This is a genomic window from Streptomyces lincolnensis (assembly GCF_001685355.1).
In the GTDB taxonomy this organism is placed as follows: domain Bacteria; phylum Actinomycetota; class Actinomycetes; order Streptomycetales; family Streptomycetaceae; genus Streptomyces; species Streptomyces lincolnensis.
The window spans coordinates 7850451-7865430 of record NZ_CP016438.1; the positions used below are offsets into that span (position 1 = coordinate 7850451).

The following is a 14980-nucleotide window of genomic DNA, read 5'->3' on the forward strand; positions in this document are numbered from 1 at the left end:
GCGCAGCCCGCCGTCCGTCGTCCACGGGCCGGGTACGGCGGGCGCGTCAGGTACGGAACGCGGAGAGGTGGTCGCGCGCCCAGTCGCGGTAGGGGCCGGCCGGTCGGCCGAGCAGCTCGGCGACCGTCGGATCCACGTCCGCCTTCGCCCCCTGCCGTCCGCGGTCGGCGCTCTCCATCAGAGCGTGCGCCAGGGGCTCCGGATAGCGCCCGAGCAGACCGGACAACGCCTGCTCCCGGGTCAGCTCGACGAACGTCAGCGGACGCTCCAGCAACTCCCCGAGAATCTCCGCCTGTTGTACGGCACTCAGAGCGGCGGGCCCGGTGAGCGGATACGCCCGCCCCGCGTGCGCCACCGGATCCGTCAGGACCCGTACCGCCACGTCGGCGATGTCCCGCGGATCGACGCTCGCGTTGCGCGAGGTGCCGTCGGGCGCCCGGACCACCCCTTCCGCACGGACGGAGCGGGCCCAGCCCAGGGTGTTGGACATGAAGGCGCGCGGGCGCAGAAGGGTCCAGGCCAGGCCCGACGCCCGCAGGAGCTCCTCGTTGGCGCGCTGCCACCGGGTGACCAGATCGACGGCGCCGGGGTCGGTCACCGCCTGGGCCGACAGCTTCACCACATGACCGACTCCCGCCGCCCGGGCGGCCGTCAGGAAGCTCCGGTCCTGGGCGGGGGCCAACGGGTCGGTGGTGACGAGCAGCGCGGACCGGACGCCGGCCAGCGCGGCGCGCAGACTGCCGGGGTCGTCGAAGTCCCCGCCCACCACCTCGACGCCGGGTCCCGTCGGGGCCGCGCGGCGCGGATCGCGGGTGAGCAGACGCACCGGCCCGGTGCCGGACAGCCGTTCGGTCACCAGCCGGCCGACGGTGCCGGTGGCGCCGGTCACCAGGATCACGGGACGGGGACCGCGGACAGGACGCGGAGACCGCGGTCGGCCTTGCTGTCCAGGCCGAGCAGCAGCCCCGGCACCGCGATGCTGGGCAGGATGTGCGACCACAGCACGGAGATGCGGTACGCGAGATCCGCCCGGTTGGTCAGCGCCCGCGACATCAGCTGGATGCCCGCGAAGCCCCCCACCAGCAGTTCCACCGTGTCCCGGTGGTTCACCGTGGGCAGCAGCTCGCCCTGCCGGTCGGCCTGGTCCATGAGAACCGTCAGCCGCTCCGCCCACTTCACGAACGGCCCGGTGTGGTCGACCCCGGGCGGCGTCGCCTGGTCCACCGTCAGCCGCACACTGCCCCGCAGCAGCGGGTCGGTCAGCAGCCGCTGCGCGACCACGAACGTCATGTCGATGATCTCCTGGAGCTTGCAGGCCTGCTCGGGAACCGCCCCGAACGGCACCTGCTCGTCCAGCACCGCCTGGGCCAGCGACTCCTTGGAGGGGAAGTGGAAGTACAGGGCGCCCTTGGTCACTTCGGCGCGCTCCAGCACCATGGCGATGGTGGTGGAGGTGTATCCGTGCTCGTCGAAGACCGCGCCCGCCGCTTCCAGGATCGCTCTGCGCGTCCTGATGGCGCGCTCCTGTCGTGCCATAAGAGCCCCTCCACTGCGCCGAGTTGAACCAGTCGGCGATCGTGTGCCGCAGTGACCCCGATCATAGGGCGCCGCCGACTGATCTCATTGAAAACAAACCGGTCGGCTCGTACTCTAACGCTCACCGAAGTGGGCGTTTCACCGTCCACAGGGCCTTTCGGTGAACCGTAGGGAGAGACATGCCTCAACCGCGGCAACTTGCCGAGACGCCGTCCATGACGGCGACCGTTCCCCGTCAGCTGGTTCACCGCGCGGCCGTCGCGGAGACCTTCCTCACCGGATGGACGCGGACCGCGCCCGACCGGTTCTCCGTCACCGCACAGTGGCCTCGTGCCCACGGTTTACACGTGTCGGCGGACCGTTCCGCCTACGATCCGCTGCTGGTCGTGGAGACCGTGCGGCAGAGCGGGACGCTGATAGCGCACACCGAGTACGACGTGCCGCTCGACCAGCACTTCGTGCTCCAGGAGTTCGAAGTGACCACGTTTCCGCAGTACTTGGCCGTGGGAGCGGTCCCCGCCGAGGTGAGCGTCGACGTCGCCTTCGTCGACGTGCAGTACCGGGGCCGCCGTCCGGTGGGCGCCCGCTACACGGCGGAGGTCCTGCGCGGCGGCGAACGCGTGGCGAGGGCGTCGCGCGTCACCTTCACCTGCACCGGCGAGGCCGTCTACCGCCGCCTGCGGGGCGGCCGTACGGCCGCCACCGTGTCCGCCCCGCCGCTGCCGCCCCCGTTACCGCCCGCGCTGGTCGGCCGGGCCCTGCCCACGGACGTCGTACTGGCTCGGACCGACCGTCCGGACCGCTGGCAGCTGCGAGTAGATACCGCGCATCCCGTTTTCTTCGACCACCCTCTCGACCACATACCCGGGATGCTGTTACTGGAGGCGACCCGCCAGGCCGTACGGGCGGGGACCGGGGGGACCCGCTCACCGGTGTCGTTCCACATCACCTTCCATCGGTACGCCGAACTGGACGAACCCCTCTGGTTGCAGACCTCTCGGGGTTCGGGCGGTGAGGTCGAAGTGGTGGGAACGCAAGGGGATTCGGCGGTCTTCGCGTGCATGGTCGGTACCGAGGCATGGTGAGTTATCGTGGACTGAGAGCCAGAAACAAACGGCATGACCCGTTCTTTCCCGCAGGAGTGTTCCGTCGATGCCGAGGCAGTTACGCGCCGAACAGACCCGCGCGACCATCATCACGGCCGCCGCCGATCTGTTCGACCGGCACGGCTACGAATCGACCAGCCTGAGCGACATCGTCGAACACGCCCAAGTGACCAAGGGCGCCCTGTACTTCCACTTCGCCGCCAAGGAGGACCTGGCGCACGCGATCATGGAGTTGCAGTCCCGCGCCTCGCGCCGCCTGGCGAGTGACGCGGACGCCCGGGGCCACTCCTCCCTCGAAGCGCTGGTGCGCATCACGTTCGGCATGGCGCGCCTGTCCGTGGAGGACCCGATCCCCCGGGCCGGGCTGCGCCTGGCCACCGGGGGAGTGGAGGTGCGGCCGCCGCTGCGCGACCCCTTCACCGAGTGGCTGGACATCGCCTCCCGCCGGCTCCTGGGCGCGCTCAAGGAGGCCGACCTCCACCCGGACACGGACGTCGAGGCCGCCGCCCACTCCCTGGTCTGTTTCTTCGTCGGCACCCGCGTGGTGGGCCGCTCCGTCGAACCCGTCACCCGACAGCCGCGCCGGCTGGCCGAGATGTGGCAGGTCATGATCCGGGGGCTGGTCCCGGTGCCGCGCCGGGCCCGCTATCTCACGCTGGTCACACAGTTGGAGCGGGAGACCCGGATGATGTGACGGGCGCGAGGGACACGGCGGTGAGGTGAGGCCACCGTGACGCGCACGAGGGCGAAGTGACCCGCGCCATGCGAAGTGACCCACGCGGTACGCGGTGACCCGCGCGATACGGTGAGTCGCATGCCCGACACCCCGCCCGCACCCGTGATCCTCGGCAACGAACCCGGCTCCTTCCCGCACAGCGTGCTCGCCGAACGGCACCCCGCCATCGTCCGCCAGGTCCGCGAGGCCTTCCCCTATGGCCCCGAGCAGCATCGCGCCCTGGACGCCCTGGTCGAGAGCTGCGCCAAGGGTGTGATCGAGCCGCTGCCCGCCGACGCGTCCGACGGGGACCGCTGGGCGGCCTGGGGCATGGACGAGTACGTCGGACGGTCCTGGTTCGACGTGCCGTGGCTGTGGTCGGAGAGCCACTTCTACCGCCGACTCCTCGACGCCGTCGGCTACTTCGGCCCCGGCCCCTGGCAGGGCATCGACCCCTTCCGCCCCTCCAAGCTCGCCGAACTGCACTCCCGGGAGACGGACGAGGAACTCGCCGCGCTCGACGACCTCGCGGACCGCCCGGTGGCCGAACGGACCGAGGCCCTGCTGCACGGTTCGCTGTGGGGCAACCGGGCCGACCTCGGCTTCCGGCTCTCCGACGCCGACGCCGAGGCCCGGGCGGCCGTCCCCGGCCTGGTCGCCGACGACGGCGACGCCCTCCGGCGGCTGCTCACGGACGCGGACACGCTGTGCCTGATCGCCGACAACGCGGGCCGCGAACTGATCCCGGACCTGCTCCTGATCGCCCATCTCCTCGCGCACGGCACCATCCGGCGGGCGGTCCTGCACGTCAAGCCGTACCCCTACTACGTCTCCGACGCCACCACCGCCGACGTCGTCGACGCGCTGCGCAGGCTGACGGACGCGCCGGGCGAGGCCGCCGGGTACGGGCGCCGCCTGTGGTCCGCCATGGCCGACGGCGGTCTCACGGTCCGCGCCCACCCCTTCTCCTGCGCCCCGCTGCCGTACGCCGACCTTCCCGACGACTTCCGCGCGGAGCTCGCCGCGGCCACCCTGACCCTCGTCAAGGGCGACCTCAACTACCGCCGCCTGGTGGGCGACCGCCGCTGGCCCCCGACCACCGCGTTCGCCGAGGTGACCGCCCACTTCCCGGGCCCGGTCGCAGCGCTGCGCACCCTGAAGTCCGACGTGATCACCGGACTCGGCGCGGACACCGAGGCCGCCCTGGTCGCCGCGGAGGGACAGCGCTGGCGCACGAGCGGCACGCACGCGCTGATCCAGGTGAGGTGACCGGCTCCAGCGGAGCACCTGGCCCCACGGGCCCCGTGGATCCCACGATTCGGCCTGTCTTGGTGTGGTGATCATGACAAGCGAGCCGTCATCATGCGCCCATGGCGTTACGTCCATGGTGTTCCGGCAAGACACGGGCGGTGGCCGTCACGGTCGCCCTGACACTGGCACTCGCGTCCTGCGGCGACGACGGTGACTCCTCGTCCCCGGGCGGCGGGCGGAAGACGGTCACCGTGGCCGCACTGCCCCTGGTCGACTCCGCGATGCTCTACATCGCCCAGGACCGGGGGCTGTTCGAGAAGGAAGGGCTGGACGTCCGGGTCCAGCAGATCCAGCAGAGCCTCCAGGCGGTGCCGGCCCTGTCCAAGGGCCAGATCGACATAGTCGCCGGCGCCAACTACGTGACCTACTTCCAGGCGCACGACCAGGGCACCCTCGACATCCGTATCGTCGCCGAGGCGATCAGGGCCGCGCCGCGCATGATGGACGTCCTGGTGCCGAAGGACTCGGACATCAAGAGCGTCGCCGACCTCGCGGGCCGCGAAGTCGCCGTCAACGTCCTGAACAACGTCCAGACGCTGACCTTCGACGAGATCCTCCGGCAGCGGGGCGCGGGCAGGCCCGTCTACCGGCAGATCCCCTTCCCGCAGATGGGCGCCGCCCTGGACAAGGGACAGGTCGACGCCGTGCACGCCGTCGAGCCCTACGACAGCGCCATCCAGGACGAGTTGGGCGCCCGCGTGCTCGTGGACGGCTCGTCGGCGCCCGTCGAGTCCATCCCCCTCAGCGGATACATCACGACACGGAAGTTCGCCGCCGACAACGCCGAGACCCTGACGGCCTTCCAGCGGGCGATCAGGGCCGCCGTGAAGATCGCCGCGGACGACCCGGCGGCCGTGCGGGACATCCTGCCGACGTACACGAAGGTGACCGCCGGCCAGGCCAAGTCGCTCGATCTGCCGGTGTTCCCGCCGGCCATGGACGGCGGGCAGATCACCCGGCTCACCGATCTCATGGAGAAGCGGAGGATGTTGAAGAAGCCGCTCGATCCGGCGACGCTGCTGGTGAAGTGAGAGGGCTTCGGTGCTACGGCGGGTGAGGGGGCGTCAGGAACTGTGGCTCGGGGTTCTCGGCGTCCTCCTCGCCTTCGGCGTGTGCGAGGCGGTCAGCCGGGCCGGGCTCGTCCGCCGCAGCTACCTCCCGCCGGCCTCCGAAGTGCTCACCCGTGCCGTGGAGTTGGCGGGCGACCAGGTCTTCCTCGACGGGATCCTCGCCACCCTGCGCGCCTGGGCCCTGGGCCTCGGACTCGCCTGCGCCGTCGCCGTACCGCTCGGACTGCTACTGGGCAGTGTGCCCGTCGTCGACGCCGCCACCCGCGCGATCGTGGAGTTCCTGCGGCCGCTGCCCTCCGTCGCGCTGATCCCGCTGGTGTCCCTGCTGCTCGGCTCCGGCACCGAGACCAAGGTCGCGCTGATCACCTACGCCTGTGTGTGGCCGATCCTCTTCAACACCGTCTACGGCCTCGGCGAGACCGATCCGCTGGCCAAGGACACCCTGCGCGCCTTCGGCTTCGGACGCCTCGCGGTGCTCCTGCGGGTGGAACTGCCCGGCACGGCCCCCTTCATCGCCGCCGGCATCCGGATCTCGGCGGCCGTCGCGCTCGTCCTGGCCGTGGCCACCGAGATCCTCGCCGGTTTCGGCGAGGGCCTCGGCATCTTCATCGCCCAGGCGGGCCTGGCCACGGACGGCAACCGGGACGTCCTCGCCGGCGTGGTCTGGGCGGGCACGCTCGGCCTGGTCATCAACGGCGTGCTGGTGGGCGCGGAACGCCGGCTCTTCCCCTGGACACCGGAACAGCGGGCCGCCGCCGAGCAGGGGGCGCGGGGGTGAGCGGGGAGACGGGCACACCCTCCGGCCGTCCCGGAACCGCCCCGCCCCGCAGCGACCGCACCAAGGGCGCCGCACCGGGTCCGCGCGGGGACCGCCCCGGCACCACCGTCCACCATGCCCTCCTGCGCTGGTCGGTGCTCGTCCTCGCCGTCGGTGTCTGGGAGGCGGTCACCCGCGCCCACGGCAGCGTCTACTTCCCGCCACCCGGCCGTATCGCGCGCCACGCGCACGACCTGTGGTTCTCCGGGCCCGTCCGGCACGCCTTCCTCACCCCGGCCGCCGTGGACGACATCCTGCCCAGCCTCGGCCGGATGGCCGCCGGCTTCGCCCTCGCCGCCGTCGCCGGGATCGCCCTCGGCCTGGCGGTCGGCCGCTCGCGCCGGGCGTACGCGCTGTGCAACCCCGTCCTCCAGTTCGCCCGGGCCGTCCCGCCACCCGCCCTGGTCCCCGTCTTCGTGGTGATCTTCTCCTTCGGTACGCCCATGCAGATCGCGTCGATCGTCTTCAGCGCCGTCTGGCCGGTGCTGATCAACACCGCCGCCGGCGTCCGCAACACCGACCCGCTGCGGCTCGACGTCGCGGCCGTGCTGCGTCTGAACACCGTCGAACGCCTGTGGTTCGTGGTCCTGCCCTCCGCGCTGCCCCGGATCTTCGCGGGACTGCGCCTGAGTCTTTCGCTCTCCCTCATCCTCATGGTGTTCTCGGAACTGCTGCCGGGCACCGAGAACGGCATCGGCTTCACGCTCACCGACGCCCAGACCCGCTCCGACCTGCTGACCGTGTGGGCGGCGCTGGTCCTGCTCGGCGCCCTCGGACACCTCCTCAACACCGGCCTGCTGGTCGTCGAGAAACGGCTGATCGGCAGGGGGAAGGCCCCATGAGCACCATGAGCACGGCGGGACGGACCACGCACCACATGCTCCAACTCTCCGCGGTGGGCCAGCACTACGGCGACCACCACGTCCTGCACGACCTCACCCTGACCGTGCCCGCCGGCCAACTCCTGTGCGTGGTCGGCCCGTCGGGCTGCGGCAAGTCCACACTCCTGCGCACGATCGCCGGCCTGCTCCCCACCCGGGAGGGCACCATCGAGATCGCCGGCACCCCGGTCACGGGCGTCCCCGACCGGCTCGCCGTCGTCTTCCAGGACTACGGCCGCTCGCTGCTGCCGTGGCTGACGGTCCGCGACAACGTCGCCCTCCCCCTGCGCCGCCAGGGCCTCGGCCGGGCCGAACGCCGGGCCGAGGCGGACCGCATCCTGGAGCGCGTGGGCCTGTCCGGCACCGCACGGCGCCACCCCTGGCAGCTCTCCGGCGGCATGCAGCAACGCGTCGCCATCGCCCGCGCCCTGGTCTGCCGCCCCACCCTCCTCCTCATGGACGAACCCTTCGGCTCCCTCGACGCCCAGACCCGCGAGGACCTGGAGGACCTCCTCCTGGAGGTCCACCACACCGACGACACGACCATCGTCTTCGTCACCCACGACATCGACGAGAGCGTCTACGTCGGCGACCGCGTCGTGGCCCTCTCCTCGGCCCCCGCGGCCCGGATCGTCCTCGACCTGCCCGTCGACCTCCCCGGCACCCGCGACCAGATCGCCACGAGAGGACTGCCCGAGTTCGTGGCGCTGCGGGCGCGGGTGGGCCGGGCGGTACGCGGTCAGACCACCTGAACGTCCTGCCACACCAGGCGGTGGTCCGAGGTCGGCACCGTCGTGCCGTTGCCCACCAGGCGGTACAGCGGATCGTCGGACGTGGGCCAGAAGACGCCGTTCGCGCCCGGTACCAGCCCCCGCGAGGGGATGACGTGGTCGACGCGCAGATTCCCGGGCGCGCTGTCACCGAAGTCGGCCGTGTCGTAGGCCGGGTTTCCCCGGTGCGCGGCGTTCGCCCCGCCCTGCACCCGCGCCGCCTCCACACCGCCCGCGCTGGACGGCGGAGTTCGCGGCAACCGCACCGCCGGGTGGTCCAGCAGCTGCCGTACGGCGTGGTCGTAGCTGTCACCGTCGAACGGGTCGGCGTTCAGGTCGCCCGCCAGCACGAACCGCGCGCCCGGCCGCAGACCGCCGCGGACGCCCCGGTCGTCGTACAGATAGGCGCCGCGCCGCCGCCCGCCGATGTAGTCCGCCCACAGCCGGATCTCGTCGTGGTTGCGCCGGCCGTTGCGGTCCTCGGGGCCGTCGAAGGTGGGCGGGGTCGGGTGCGAGACGAGGAAGTGGACCGTGTCGCGGGCCGTGTGGCCGACGCGCACGGGCACGTCCCAGTGGCTCTTGGAGGACAGCCGCAGGATCGCCCGGGCCTCGGCGCTGTAGTAGCCCTCCGGCATCACGTTGTCCGGCATGTCCTTCCACAGGAAACGCTGGAAGGTGCGCACCGCGCGGATGTCGATCGGGTACTTGGAGAGCACGAGCATGCCGTACTGCCCCGGGAAGAAGCCGTACCCGAAGGCGTCTTGGCCGTAGGCGTCCGAACCCGGCGTCGTCACCGCGCCGTTGCGCCCGTCGAGGTCCACCCCGGAGGCGACGCCGGTGTTCACCGGAGCGGTGAAGCGGTACGGGAAACGGATCGGCAGGGCGCCGCGCTGCCCGACGGCCAGGTAGTTGCGCTGGAACAGGGCCGCCGCGGTGCCCCGGTCGTCGTGGTCGAACTCGTTGACCAGCAGCACGTCCGGGTCGACGCGCTGGATGGTCTCGGCGGCATTGCGCGCCTGCGCGTTGTCCGGGGTGGACAGGTCGCTGACGAGGGCCCCCTGGGTGCCGCGGTTCAAGGAGGCGTTGAACGTGGCGAAACGCACCGTGCGGCGGCCCGTCGCCGACGCGGACAGTGCGGCGGCGGGCAGCGCCGAGGCGCCGGTCAGGGCCGCGCCGGCGAACGCGGCGAGCGTGGCACGGCGCGACAGCGGTCTGGAGAGATGGTCCGTCGGACGCGAGGTGTGGCTCATCGGAACTCCCGCTCGGGAAAGGGCTCGTGAACTCCCGTAGTCTGCGCGCGTAGAGATGAACGCCACAAGGCCCGTCGAGAACTCCCGGATTCACGTCCGATTCACACGATGGTGTGATCATGTCTCCGCCTCCGGATGCCGTTCCGGAGCCCTGGGTAGGGCCCCGGCCATGACGCAGCAGCCCTTCGAACTCCCGCACTTCTACATGCCGTACCCCGCGCGGCTCAACCCCCATGTCGACGAGGCGCGCGCCCATTCGACCGCGTGGGCGCGCGAGATGGGCATGCTGGAGGGATCCGGCGTCTGGGAGCAGTCCGACCTCGACGCGCACGACTACGGCCTGCTCTGCGCCTACACCCACCCCGACTGCGACGGCCCCGCCCTCTCCCTGATCACCGACTGGTACGTGTGGGTCTTCTTCTTCGACGACCACTTCCTGGAGATGTTCAAGCGCACCCAGGACCGCGCAGGCGGCAAGGCCTATCTGGACCGGCTGCCGCTGTTCATGCCCATGGACCTGTCGACGCCGATGCCCGAGCCGCAGAACCCGGTCGAGGCGGGCCTGGCCGACCTGTGGTCGCGCACCGTGCCGGCCATGTCCGCCGACTGGCGCCGCCGCTTCGCCGTCGCCACCGAGCACCTGCTCAACGAGTCCCTGTGGGAGCTCTCCAACATCAACGAGGGACGGATCGCCAACCCCGTCGAGTACATCGAGATGCGCCGCAAGGTGGGCGGCGCCCCCTGGTCCGCCGGACTCGTGGAGTACGCGACCGCCGAGGTCCCCACCGCCGTCGCCGGGACCCGGCCGTTGCGGGTGCTGATGGAGACCTTCTCCGACGCCGTCCACCTGCGCAACGACCTCTTCTCCTACCAGCGCGAGGTCGAGGACGAGGGCGAGAACAGCAACGGCGTGCTCGTCCTGGAGACCTTCTTCGGCTGCACCACCCAGGAGGCCGCCGACAGCGTCAACGACGTCCTCACCTCACGCCTGCACCAGTTCGAGCACACCGCCCTCACCGAGGTGCCCGCCCTGGCCCTGGAGAAGGGGCTCACCCCGCCCGAGGTCGCCGCCGTCGCCGCGTACACGCAAGGGTTGCAGGACTGGCAGTCCGGCGGCCACGAGTGGCACATGAAGTCGAGCCGGTACATGAACGCGCGCGCCCGCTCCACCCGGCCCTGGCAGGGCCTCACCGGCCCCGGCACCTCCGCCGCCGACGTCGGCGCCCTGCTCGCCTCCGCCGGCGCCGAACGGCTGCGCGCCTACACGCACGTGCCGTACCAGAAGGTCGGCCCCTCCCTGCTGCCCGACTTCTACATGCCCTTCCAGGTCGAGCTCAGCCCGCACCTGGACGGCGCCCGCACCCGCCTCTTGGAGTGGACGCACCGCGTGGGCATGCTTCAGGAGGGCGTCTGGGACGAGGACAAACTCGCCGCCTACGACCTTCCGCTGTGCTCGGCCGGCCTCGACCCGGACGCCACCCCCGAGGCCCTGGACCTCAGTTCGCGCTGGCTCGCCTGGGGCACGTACGGCGACGACTACTACCCCCTCGTCTTCGGCCACCGCCGCGACCTGGCCGCCGCCCGCCTCACCACCGACCGCCTCGCGGCCTGCATGCCCGTGGACGGCGAGGAGACCCTCGTCCCCCTCAACGGCATGGAGCGCGGACTCATCGACCTGTGGGCCCTCACCACGGCGGCGATGACCCCCGACCAGCGGCAGACCCTGAAGGACGCGGTCAACGTGATGACCGAGAGCTGGGTGTGGGAGCTGTCCAACCAGCTCCAGAACCGCATCCCCGACCCCGTCGACTACCTGGAGATGCGCCGCGCCACCTTCGGCTCCGACCTCACCCTGAGCCTGTGCCGCATGGGCCACGGCCCCGCCGTCCCGCCGGAGGTCTACCGCAGCGGCCCCGTGCGCTCCCTGGAGAACGCCGCCGTCGACTACGCGTGCCTGCTCAACGACGTCTTCTCCTACCAGAAGGAGATCGAGTACGAGGGCGAGATCCACAACGCGATCCTCGTCGTACAGAACTTCTTCGGCATCGACTACCCGACCGCCCTCGGTGTCGTCCACGACCTGATGACCCAGCGGATGCGGCAGTTCGAGCACGTCGTCGCACACGAACTGCCCATCGTGTACGACGACTTCGACCTGTCCGAGGAAGCCCGCGCCATCATGCGCGACTACGTCGACGACCTGCGCAACTGGCTCTCCGGCATCCTCAACTGGCACCGCGAGGTCGACCGCTACAAGGCCGACTGGCTGGCCGGGCGCACCCATGGGTTCCTGCCGGACCGGGCGCCCGCCGTGCCCTGACCGGCGTGCTCCACCGCCGCTCGCGCCAGCGCCCGCACGATCGGGTGCGGGCGTGAGCCATCGCCGGACAGCTCCGGCTGGAAGAGGGAGGCCAGGAAGAAGGGATGGCCGGGGAGTTCGGCGATGCGGACCCGGCCGTCCTCGTCGTGGCCGGAGAAGCGGAGTCCGTGGGCGCGCAGCGTGTCGAGGTGGCGGGAGGGACCGTAGGCGCAGAAGTAGCGTTCGACCGTGCGCTCGGAGCCGATGACGGACTGGGCGAGCGAGCCCGGTTCGATCAGGACGACGCTCTCGTGGCCGACCAGTGAACAGGCCAGCGGTTCGATGAGCGGGTCCTCGGCGCCGGGGTCGTTCTCGGCGTGCGCCACGCGCGTGAGCCCGCACACATGGCGGGCGTACTCCAGCAGCGCGTGCTGGAACCCGCCGCACGTGCCCAGGAACGGGATGCCCGCCACGCGCGCGGTGCGGATCGCGGCGAGTACCCCGGCCTCGCTGCGGTACGGGCTGCCCGGCAGCACCCACACCGCGTCGAATCCCCGTACCGCGTCCTCGTCCCCGGCCTCCTCGGACGGGATCCAGTACGCGTCGAGGACGAGCCGGTCCCGTTCGGCGAGGGCGTCGAGCAGGAGCGGGACACGGATGTGGGAGGCGACCTCGGGGGAGCGGTCGCCCACCAGGGCGAGCCGGGCCGTACGAGCGGTCGGTGCCGCGGAGTTCGTCATGGACTCATCCTCGGCAGAGGCCCCGGATCGCGTCCAACGATGATTTCTGCACGTCCCATCAGCGGAACTGATGCGACCGCCGATGCGATCCTGGCGCGCATGGACCCGCACCTCCTGCGCACCTACCTCGCCGTCACCCGCCTCGCCTCCTTCTCCGAGGCCGCGCGCGCACTCGGCTACACCCAGTCGGCGGTCTCCCAGCACATCGCCGCACTCGAACAGGACCTGGGCGCGCCGCTGCTCACCCGCCGCCCCGTCGCCCCCACGGCGGCCGGTGAGCGGCTCCTCGAACACGCGGGTCCGCTGCTGCTGCGCCTGGACGCGGCCCGCGCGGACGTCGTACGGATGGCCGCCGCGCCCGAGCCGGGGCTGACGCTCGCCACCGCGCCCACGGCCCTCGGGCCGCGTGCCCTGGCCGCCCTCCCGGCCGTGGGGGCGACGGTACGGGTGCTGCCCCGGGACGAGATCCCGGCGGCCGTCGCCACCGGCACCGTGCAGGTGGGCCTGGTGGACGGGCTGGTCGCGCCCAGTGATCCGCTGCGCCTGCCCGACGTGGCCCCGCTCACCGCACACGGCGTGGCCGAGGAACCCGTGTGCGTCCTGCTGCCCGACGGCCATCCCCTGGCCCGGCGTGCCGGGCTGCGCCTGGGCGACCTCGCCGACGCGCGCTGGCTGGACGCGCCGGACGCCGGACTGCCGCTGGCCCGGCTCCGCGCGGCCAACGGCGGCCACGGGTTCCGCCCCGCCCTGCGCTACGAGGGCACCGACGTCCGCACCCTGACCGCCCTGTCCGCCGCCGGCCACGGCCTCACCCTGCTGCCCCGGTCGGCGGCCACCGGCGTGCCGGGCGCGGTCGCGGTGCCGGTCACCGAGCCGCGGGTCGTGCACCGGACCGAACTGGTGTACGCAGGTGCGCCCGGGGGAGCGGCGGCGGCCCTCGTGAGCGCGCTGGTCGAGGGCGTGTGAGGGGCCCTCACGTGCCATGACGCCTATGACTTCCCGCCCTTGACCACCGGTCAGTCTCACTCGTTCGTGGCTCGTGGTGCGCCGGCGCACCGGGTAGAGCATCAGCCGGGATCGATCCACATCCGCCGGAAGCGATCCGCACCAGCCGGAGGCGATCCATGGAACAGACCGCGTTGCGTCCCAAGCCGATGCCCGGTCAGGACCCCGGCGGCGGCACCGGGCCCGCCCCCGTCCGGCACCCGCACGCCGCCCGCCGCCGGGGCCGACGCCTGCGGACCGTGCTGTTCGCCCTGTCCGTCGGAACGGTCCTGGTCCTGTCCGGGATCGGCCTCGGCACCGTCGGCGCCACGGTGATCGGCATGAGCAGGCTCGCCGAACTCCAGCGACAGGCGGGGCAAGGAGCGCCGGGGGGAGGGGGCGTGCAGGGGAGCCCGTCGGCCGCGGCGGACTCCCGCCCTTCGGCGCAGCCCGCCGGTCCCTCGCCCGCACGCGCGCGTGCGACCCTCGGCCTGGAGATCGTGGACGCCGAGAAGGCGGGCGCGCAGGTCGTCGGCGTGCATGTCCCCGGCCCGGGCTACTCGGCGGGGCTGGTCCGGGGTGACGTACTCCTGGCGTTCGGCCGGACCCGTATCGACTCGGCGGCCGACCTCGTGCGCGCCGTGGCCGACGCCCCGCCCGGCAAGCGGATCATCCTGACGGTGCGTCACCGGAGCGGCGGTTACCAGCAGTTGGCGGCGGTGCCCGGAGTCGTCACATGACGACACGGAAGTGACTGGTCACGTGTGCGAGTCCGAGTCGAAGCGCCGCAAAACCACTGGTCCGGCTCCGGCCGGGCACGCCACGATGGGCCCATGCCGAGTACCCTCATCGCCTTCCTCGGGGCCTGCACGCTCGTCGCCGCCTCGCCCGGACCGAGCACCGTGCTGATCATCAAGCAGTCGCTGCACAGCAGACGCTCCGGCTTCCTGACCGTCCTCGGCAACGAGACCGGGGTCTTCGTCTGGGGCGTCGTCGCCGCGCTCGGCCTGACCGCACTGCTGACGGCCTCCGAGATCGCCTACGACGTGATGCGCGTCGTCGGTGCCGTCGTGCTCGTCGCCTTCGGCGTCCAGGCACTGCGCCAGGCGCGCCGCTCCAAGGGGGAGGCGGAGACGGCAGAGGGCGGCTGGGAGAGCTCCGGGAAGAGCGGCTGGTCCGCCTACCGCGCCGGGCTGCTGCTCAACCTCGCCAACCCCAAGGCGGCCGTCTTCGCCCTGTCCTTCCTGCCGCAGTTCGTCCCGCGGGGCGCACCGCACCTGCCGGCCATGGTGGGGCTCGCCGCGCTCTGGGCGGTCTACGAGGTCGGCTACTACGGCCTGTACGTGTGGTTCGTCGGCCGTCTGAAGGCCGTGCTGTCCCGCACGGGAGTACGCCGGCGCCTGGAACAGGTCTCCGGGGGCGTGCTGCTGCTCCTCGGCGTCCGCATGGCACTGGAGAGCTGACCTGTGGCCGAGCGCTCGCCCGAAACACCCGCCGACCG

The 14980-nt window shown here is 72.0% G+C and carries 15 protein-coding genes; 11 read left to right on the forward strand and 4 right to left on the reverse strand.

The annotated features are described in order from the left end of the window. Window positions 1–46: 46 nt before the first annotated feature. The gene (locus SLINC_RS34710; protein WP_067441800.1) at window positions 47–898 is read right to left on the reverse strand and encodes an SDR family oxidoreductase; all 852 of its coding nucleotides are present in this window, start codon (window positions 896–898) and stop codon (window positions 47–49) included. Continuing rightward, window positions 895–1536 (reverse strand): ScbR family autoregulator-binding transcription factor, encoded by a 642-nt coding sequence (locus SLINC_RS34715; RefSeq protein WP_067441803.1) that lies wholly within the window; start codon window positions 1534–1536, stop codon window positions 895–897. The genes SLINC_RS34710 and SLINC_RS34715 overlap by 4 nt, the downstream gene beginning before the upstream one ends. Window positions 1537–1751: 215 nt before the next feature. Here SLINC_RS34715 and SLINC_RS34720 point away from each other — a divergent pair, with 215 nt between their 5' ends. From SLINC_RS34720 to SLINC_RS34750, 7 genes are all read left to right on the forward strand, one after another. Beyond that, window positions 1752–2621, forward strand: coding sequence for a ScbA/BarX family gamma-butyrolactone biosynthesis protein (locus tag SLINC_RS34720; protein ID WP_310736486.1), 870 nt, complete (start codon window positions 1752–1754; stop codon window positions 2619–2621). A 67-nt stretch (window positions 2622–2688) separates the two neighbouring features. Then, window positions 2689–3336 (forward strand): ScbR family autoregulator-binding transcription factor, encoded by a 648-nt coding sequence (locus tag SLINC_RS34725; protein ID WP_067441809.1) that lies wholly within the window; start codon window positions 2689–2691, stop codon window positions 3334–3336. A 120-nt stretch (window positions 3337–3456) separates the two neighbouring features. Further along, window positions 3457–4626, forward strand: coding sequence for a damage-control phosphatase ARMT1 family protein (locus tag SLINC_RS34730; protein ID WP_067441812.1), 1170 nt, complete (start codon window positions 3457–3459; stop codon window positions 4624–4626). 101 nt (window positions 4627–4727) lie between these two features. Beyond that, window positions 4728–5699 (forward strand): ABC transporter substrate-binding protein, encoded by a 972-nt coding sequence (locus SLINC_RS34735; protein WP_067441816.1) that lies wholly within the window; start codon window positions 4728–4730, stop codon window positions 5697–5699. A 22-nt stretch (window positions 5700–5721) separates the two neighbouring features. Continuing rightward, window positions 5722–6516: an ABC transporter permease gene (locus tag SLINC_RS34740; protein ID WP_107406723.1), complete on the forward strand. Its 795-nt coding sequence runs from the start codon at window positions 5722–5724 to the stop codon at window positions 6514–6516. After that, on the forward strand, window positions 6513–7397 hold the full coding sequence (locus SLINC_RS34745; protein ID WP_107406724.1) for an ABC transporter permease: 885 nt from the start codon (window positions 6513–6515) through the stop codon (window positions 7395–7397). Before SLINC_RS34740 ends, SLINC_RS34745 begins: the two co-directional genes overlap by 4 nt. Next, window positions 7394–8188 (forward strand): ABC transporter ATP-binding protein, encoded by a 795-nt coding sequence (locus SLINC_RS34750; protein ID WP_170068288.1) that lies wholly within the window; start codon window positions 7394–7396, stop codon window positions 8186–8188. Before SLINC_RS34745 ends, SLINC_RS34750 begins: the two co-directional genes overlap by 4 nt. On the opposite strand, the gene SLINC_RS34755 is transcribed toward SLINC_RS34750, so the two are convergent. Continuing rightward, on the reverse strand, window positions 8176–9456 hold the full coding sequence (locus SLINC_RS34755; protein WP_079164883.1) for an endonuclease/exonuclease/phosphatase family protein: 1281 nt from the start codon (window positions 9454–9456) through the stop codon (window positions 8176–8178). The genes SLINC_RS34750 and SLINC_RS34755 overlap by 13 nt on opposite strands. Window positions 9457–9625: 169 nt before the next feature. Between SLINC_RS34755 and cyc2 the strand changes: the two genes are divergently transcribed. Further along, entirely contained in the window at window positions 9626–11776 is a 2151-nt protein-coding gene (gene cyc2, locus SLINC_RS34760) for a germacradienol/geosmin synthase Cyc2 (RefSeq protein WP_067441821.1), read from the forward strand. On the opposite strand, the gene SLINC_RS34765 is transcribed toward cyc2, so the two are convergent. After that, window positions 11707–12495: a CTP synthase C-terminal region-related (seleno)protein gene (locus SLINC_RS34765; RefSeq protein ID WP_067441824.1), complete on the reverse strand. Its 789-nt coding sequence runs from the start codon at window positions 12493–12495 to the stop codon at window positions 11707–11709. The two genes, cyc2 and SLINC_RS34765, sit on opposite strands and share 70 nt — an antisense overlap. A gap of 99 nt (window positions 12496–12594) precedes the next feature. Between SLINC_RS34765 and SLINC_RS34770 the strand changes: the two genes are divergently transcribed. The 3 genes from SLINC_RS34770 to SLINC_RS34780 all read left to right on the forward strand — a co-directional run bounded on the left by SLINC_RS34770 (window position 12595) and on the right by SLINC_RS34780 (window position 14942). Continuing rightward, window positions 12595–13461 carry a LysR family transcriptional regulator gene (locus SLINC_RS34770; RefSeq protein ID WP_067441827.1) on the forward strand — a complete coding sequence of 289 codons (867 nt, stop codon included), beginning with the start codon at window positions 12595–12597 and terminating at the stop codon, window positions 13459–13461. A gap of 158 nt (window positions 13462–13619) precedes the next feature. Continuing rightward, on the forward strand, window positions 13620–14219 hold the full coding sequence (locus tag SLINC_RS34775; protein WP_067441830.1) for a PDZ domain-containing protein: 600 nt from the start codon (window positions 13620–13622) through the stop codon (window positions 14217–14219). A gap of 93 nt (window positions 14220–14312) precedes the next feature. Then, window positions 14313–14942, forward strand: coding sequence for a LysE family translocator (locus tag SLINC_RS34780; protein ID WP_067441832.1), 630 nt, complete (start codon window positions 14313–14315; stop codon window positions 14940–14942). The last annotated feature ends 38 nt before the right edge of the window (window positions 14943–14980 follow it).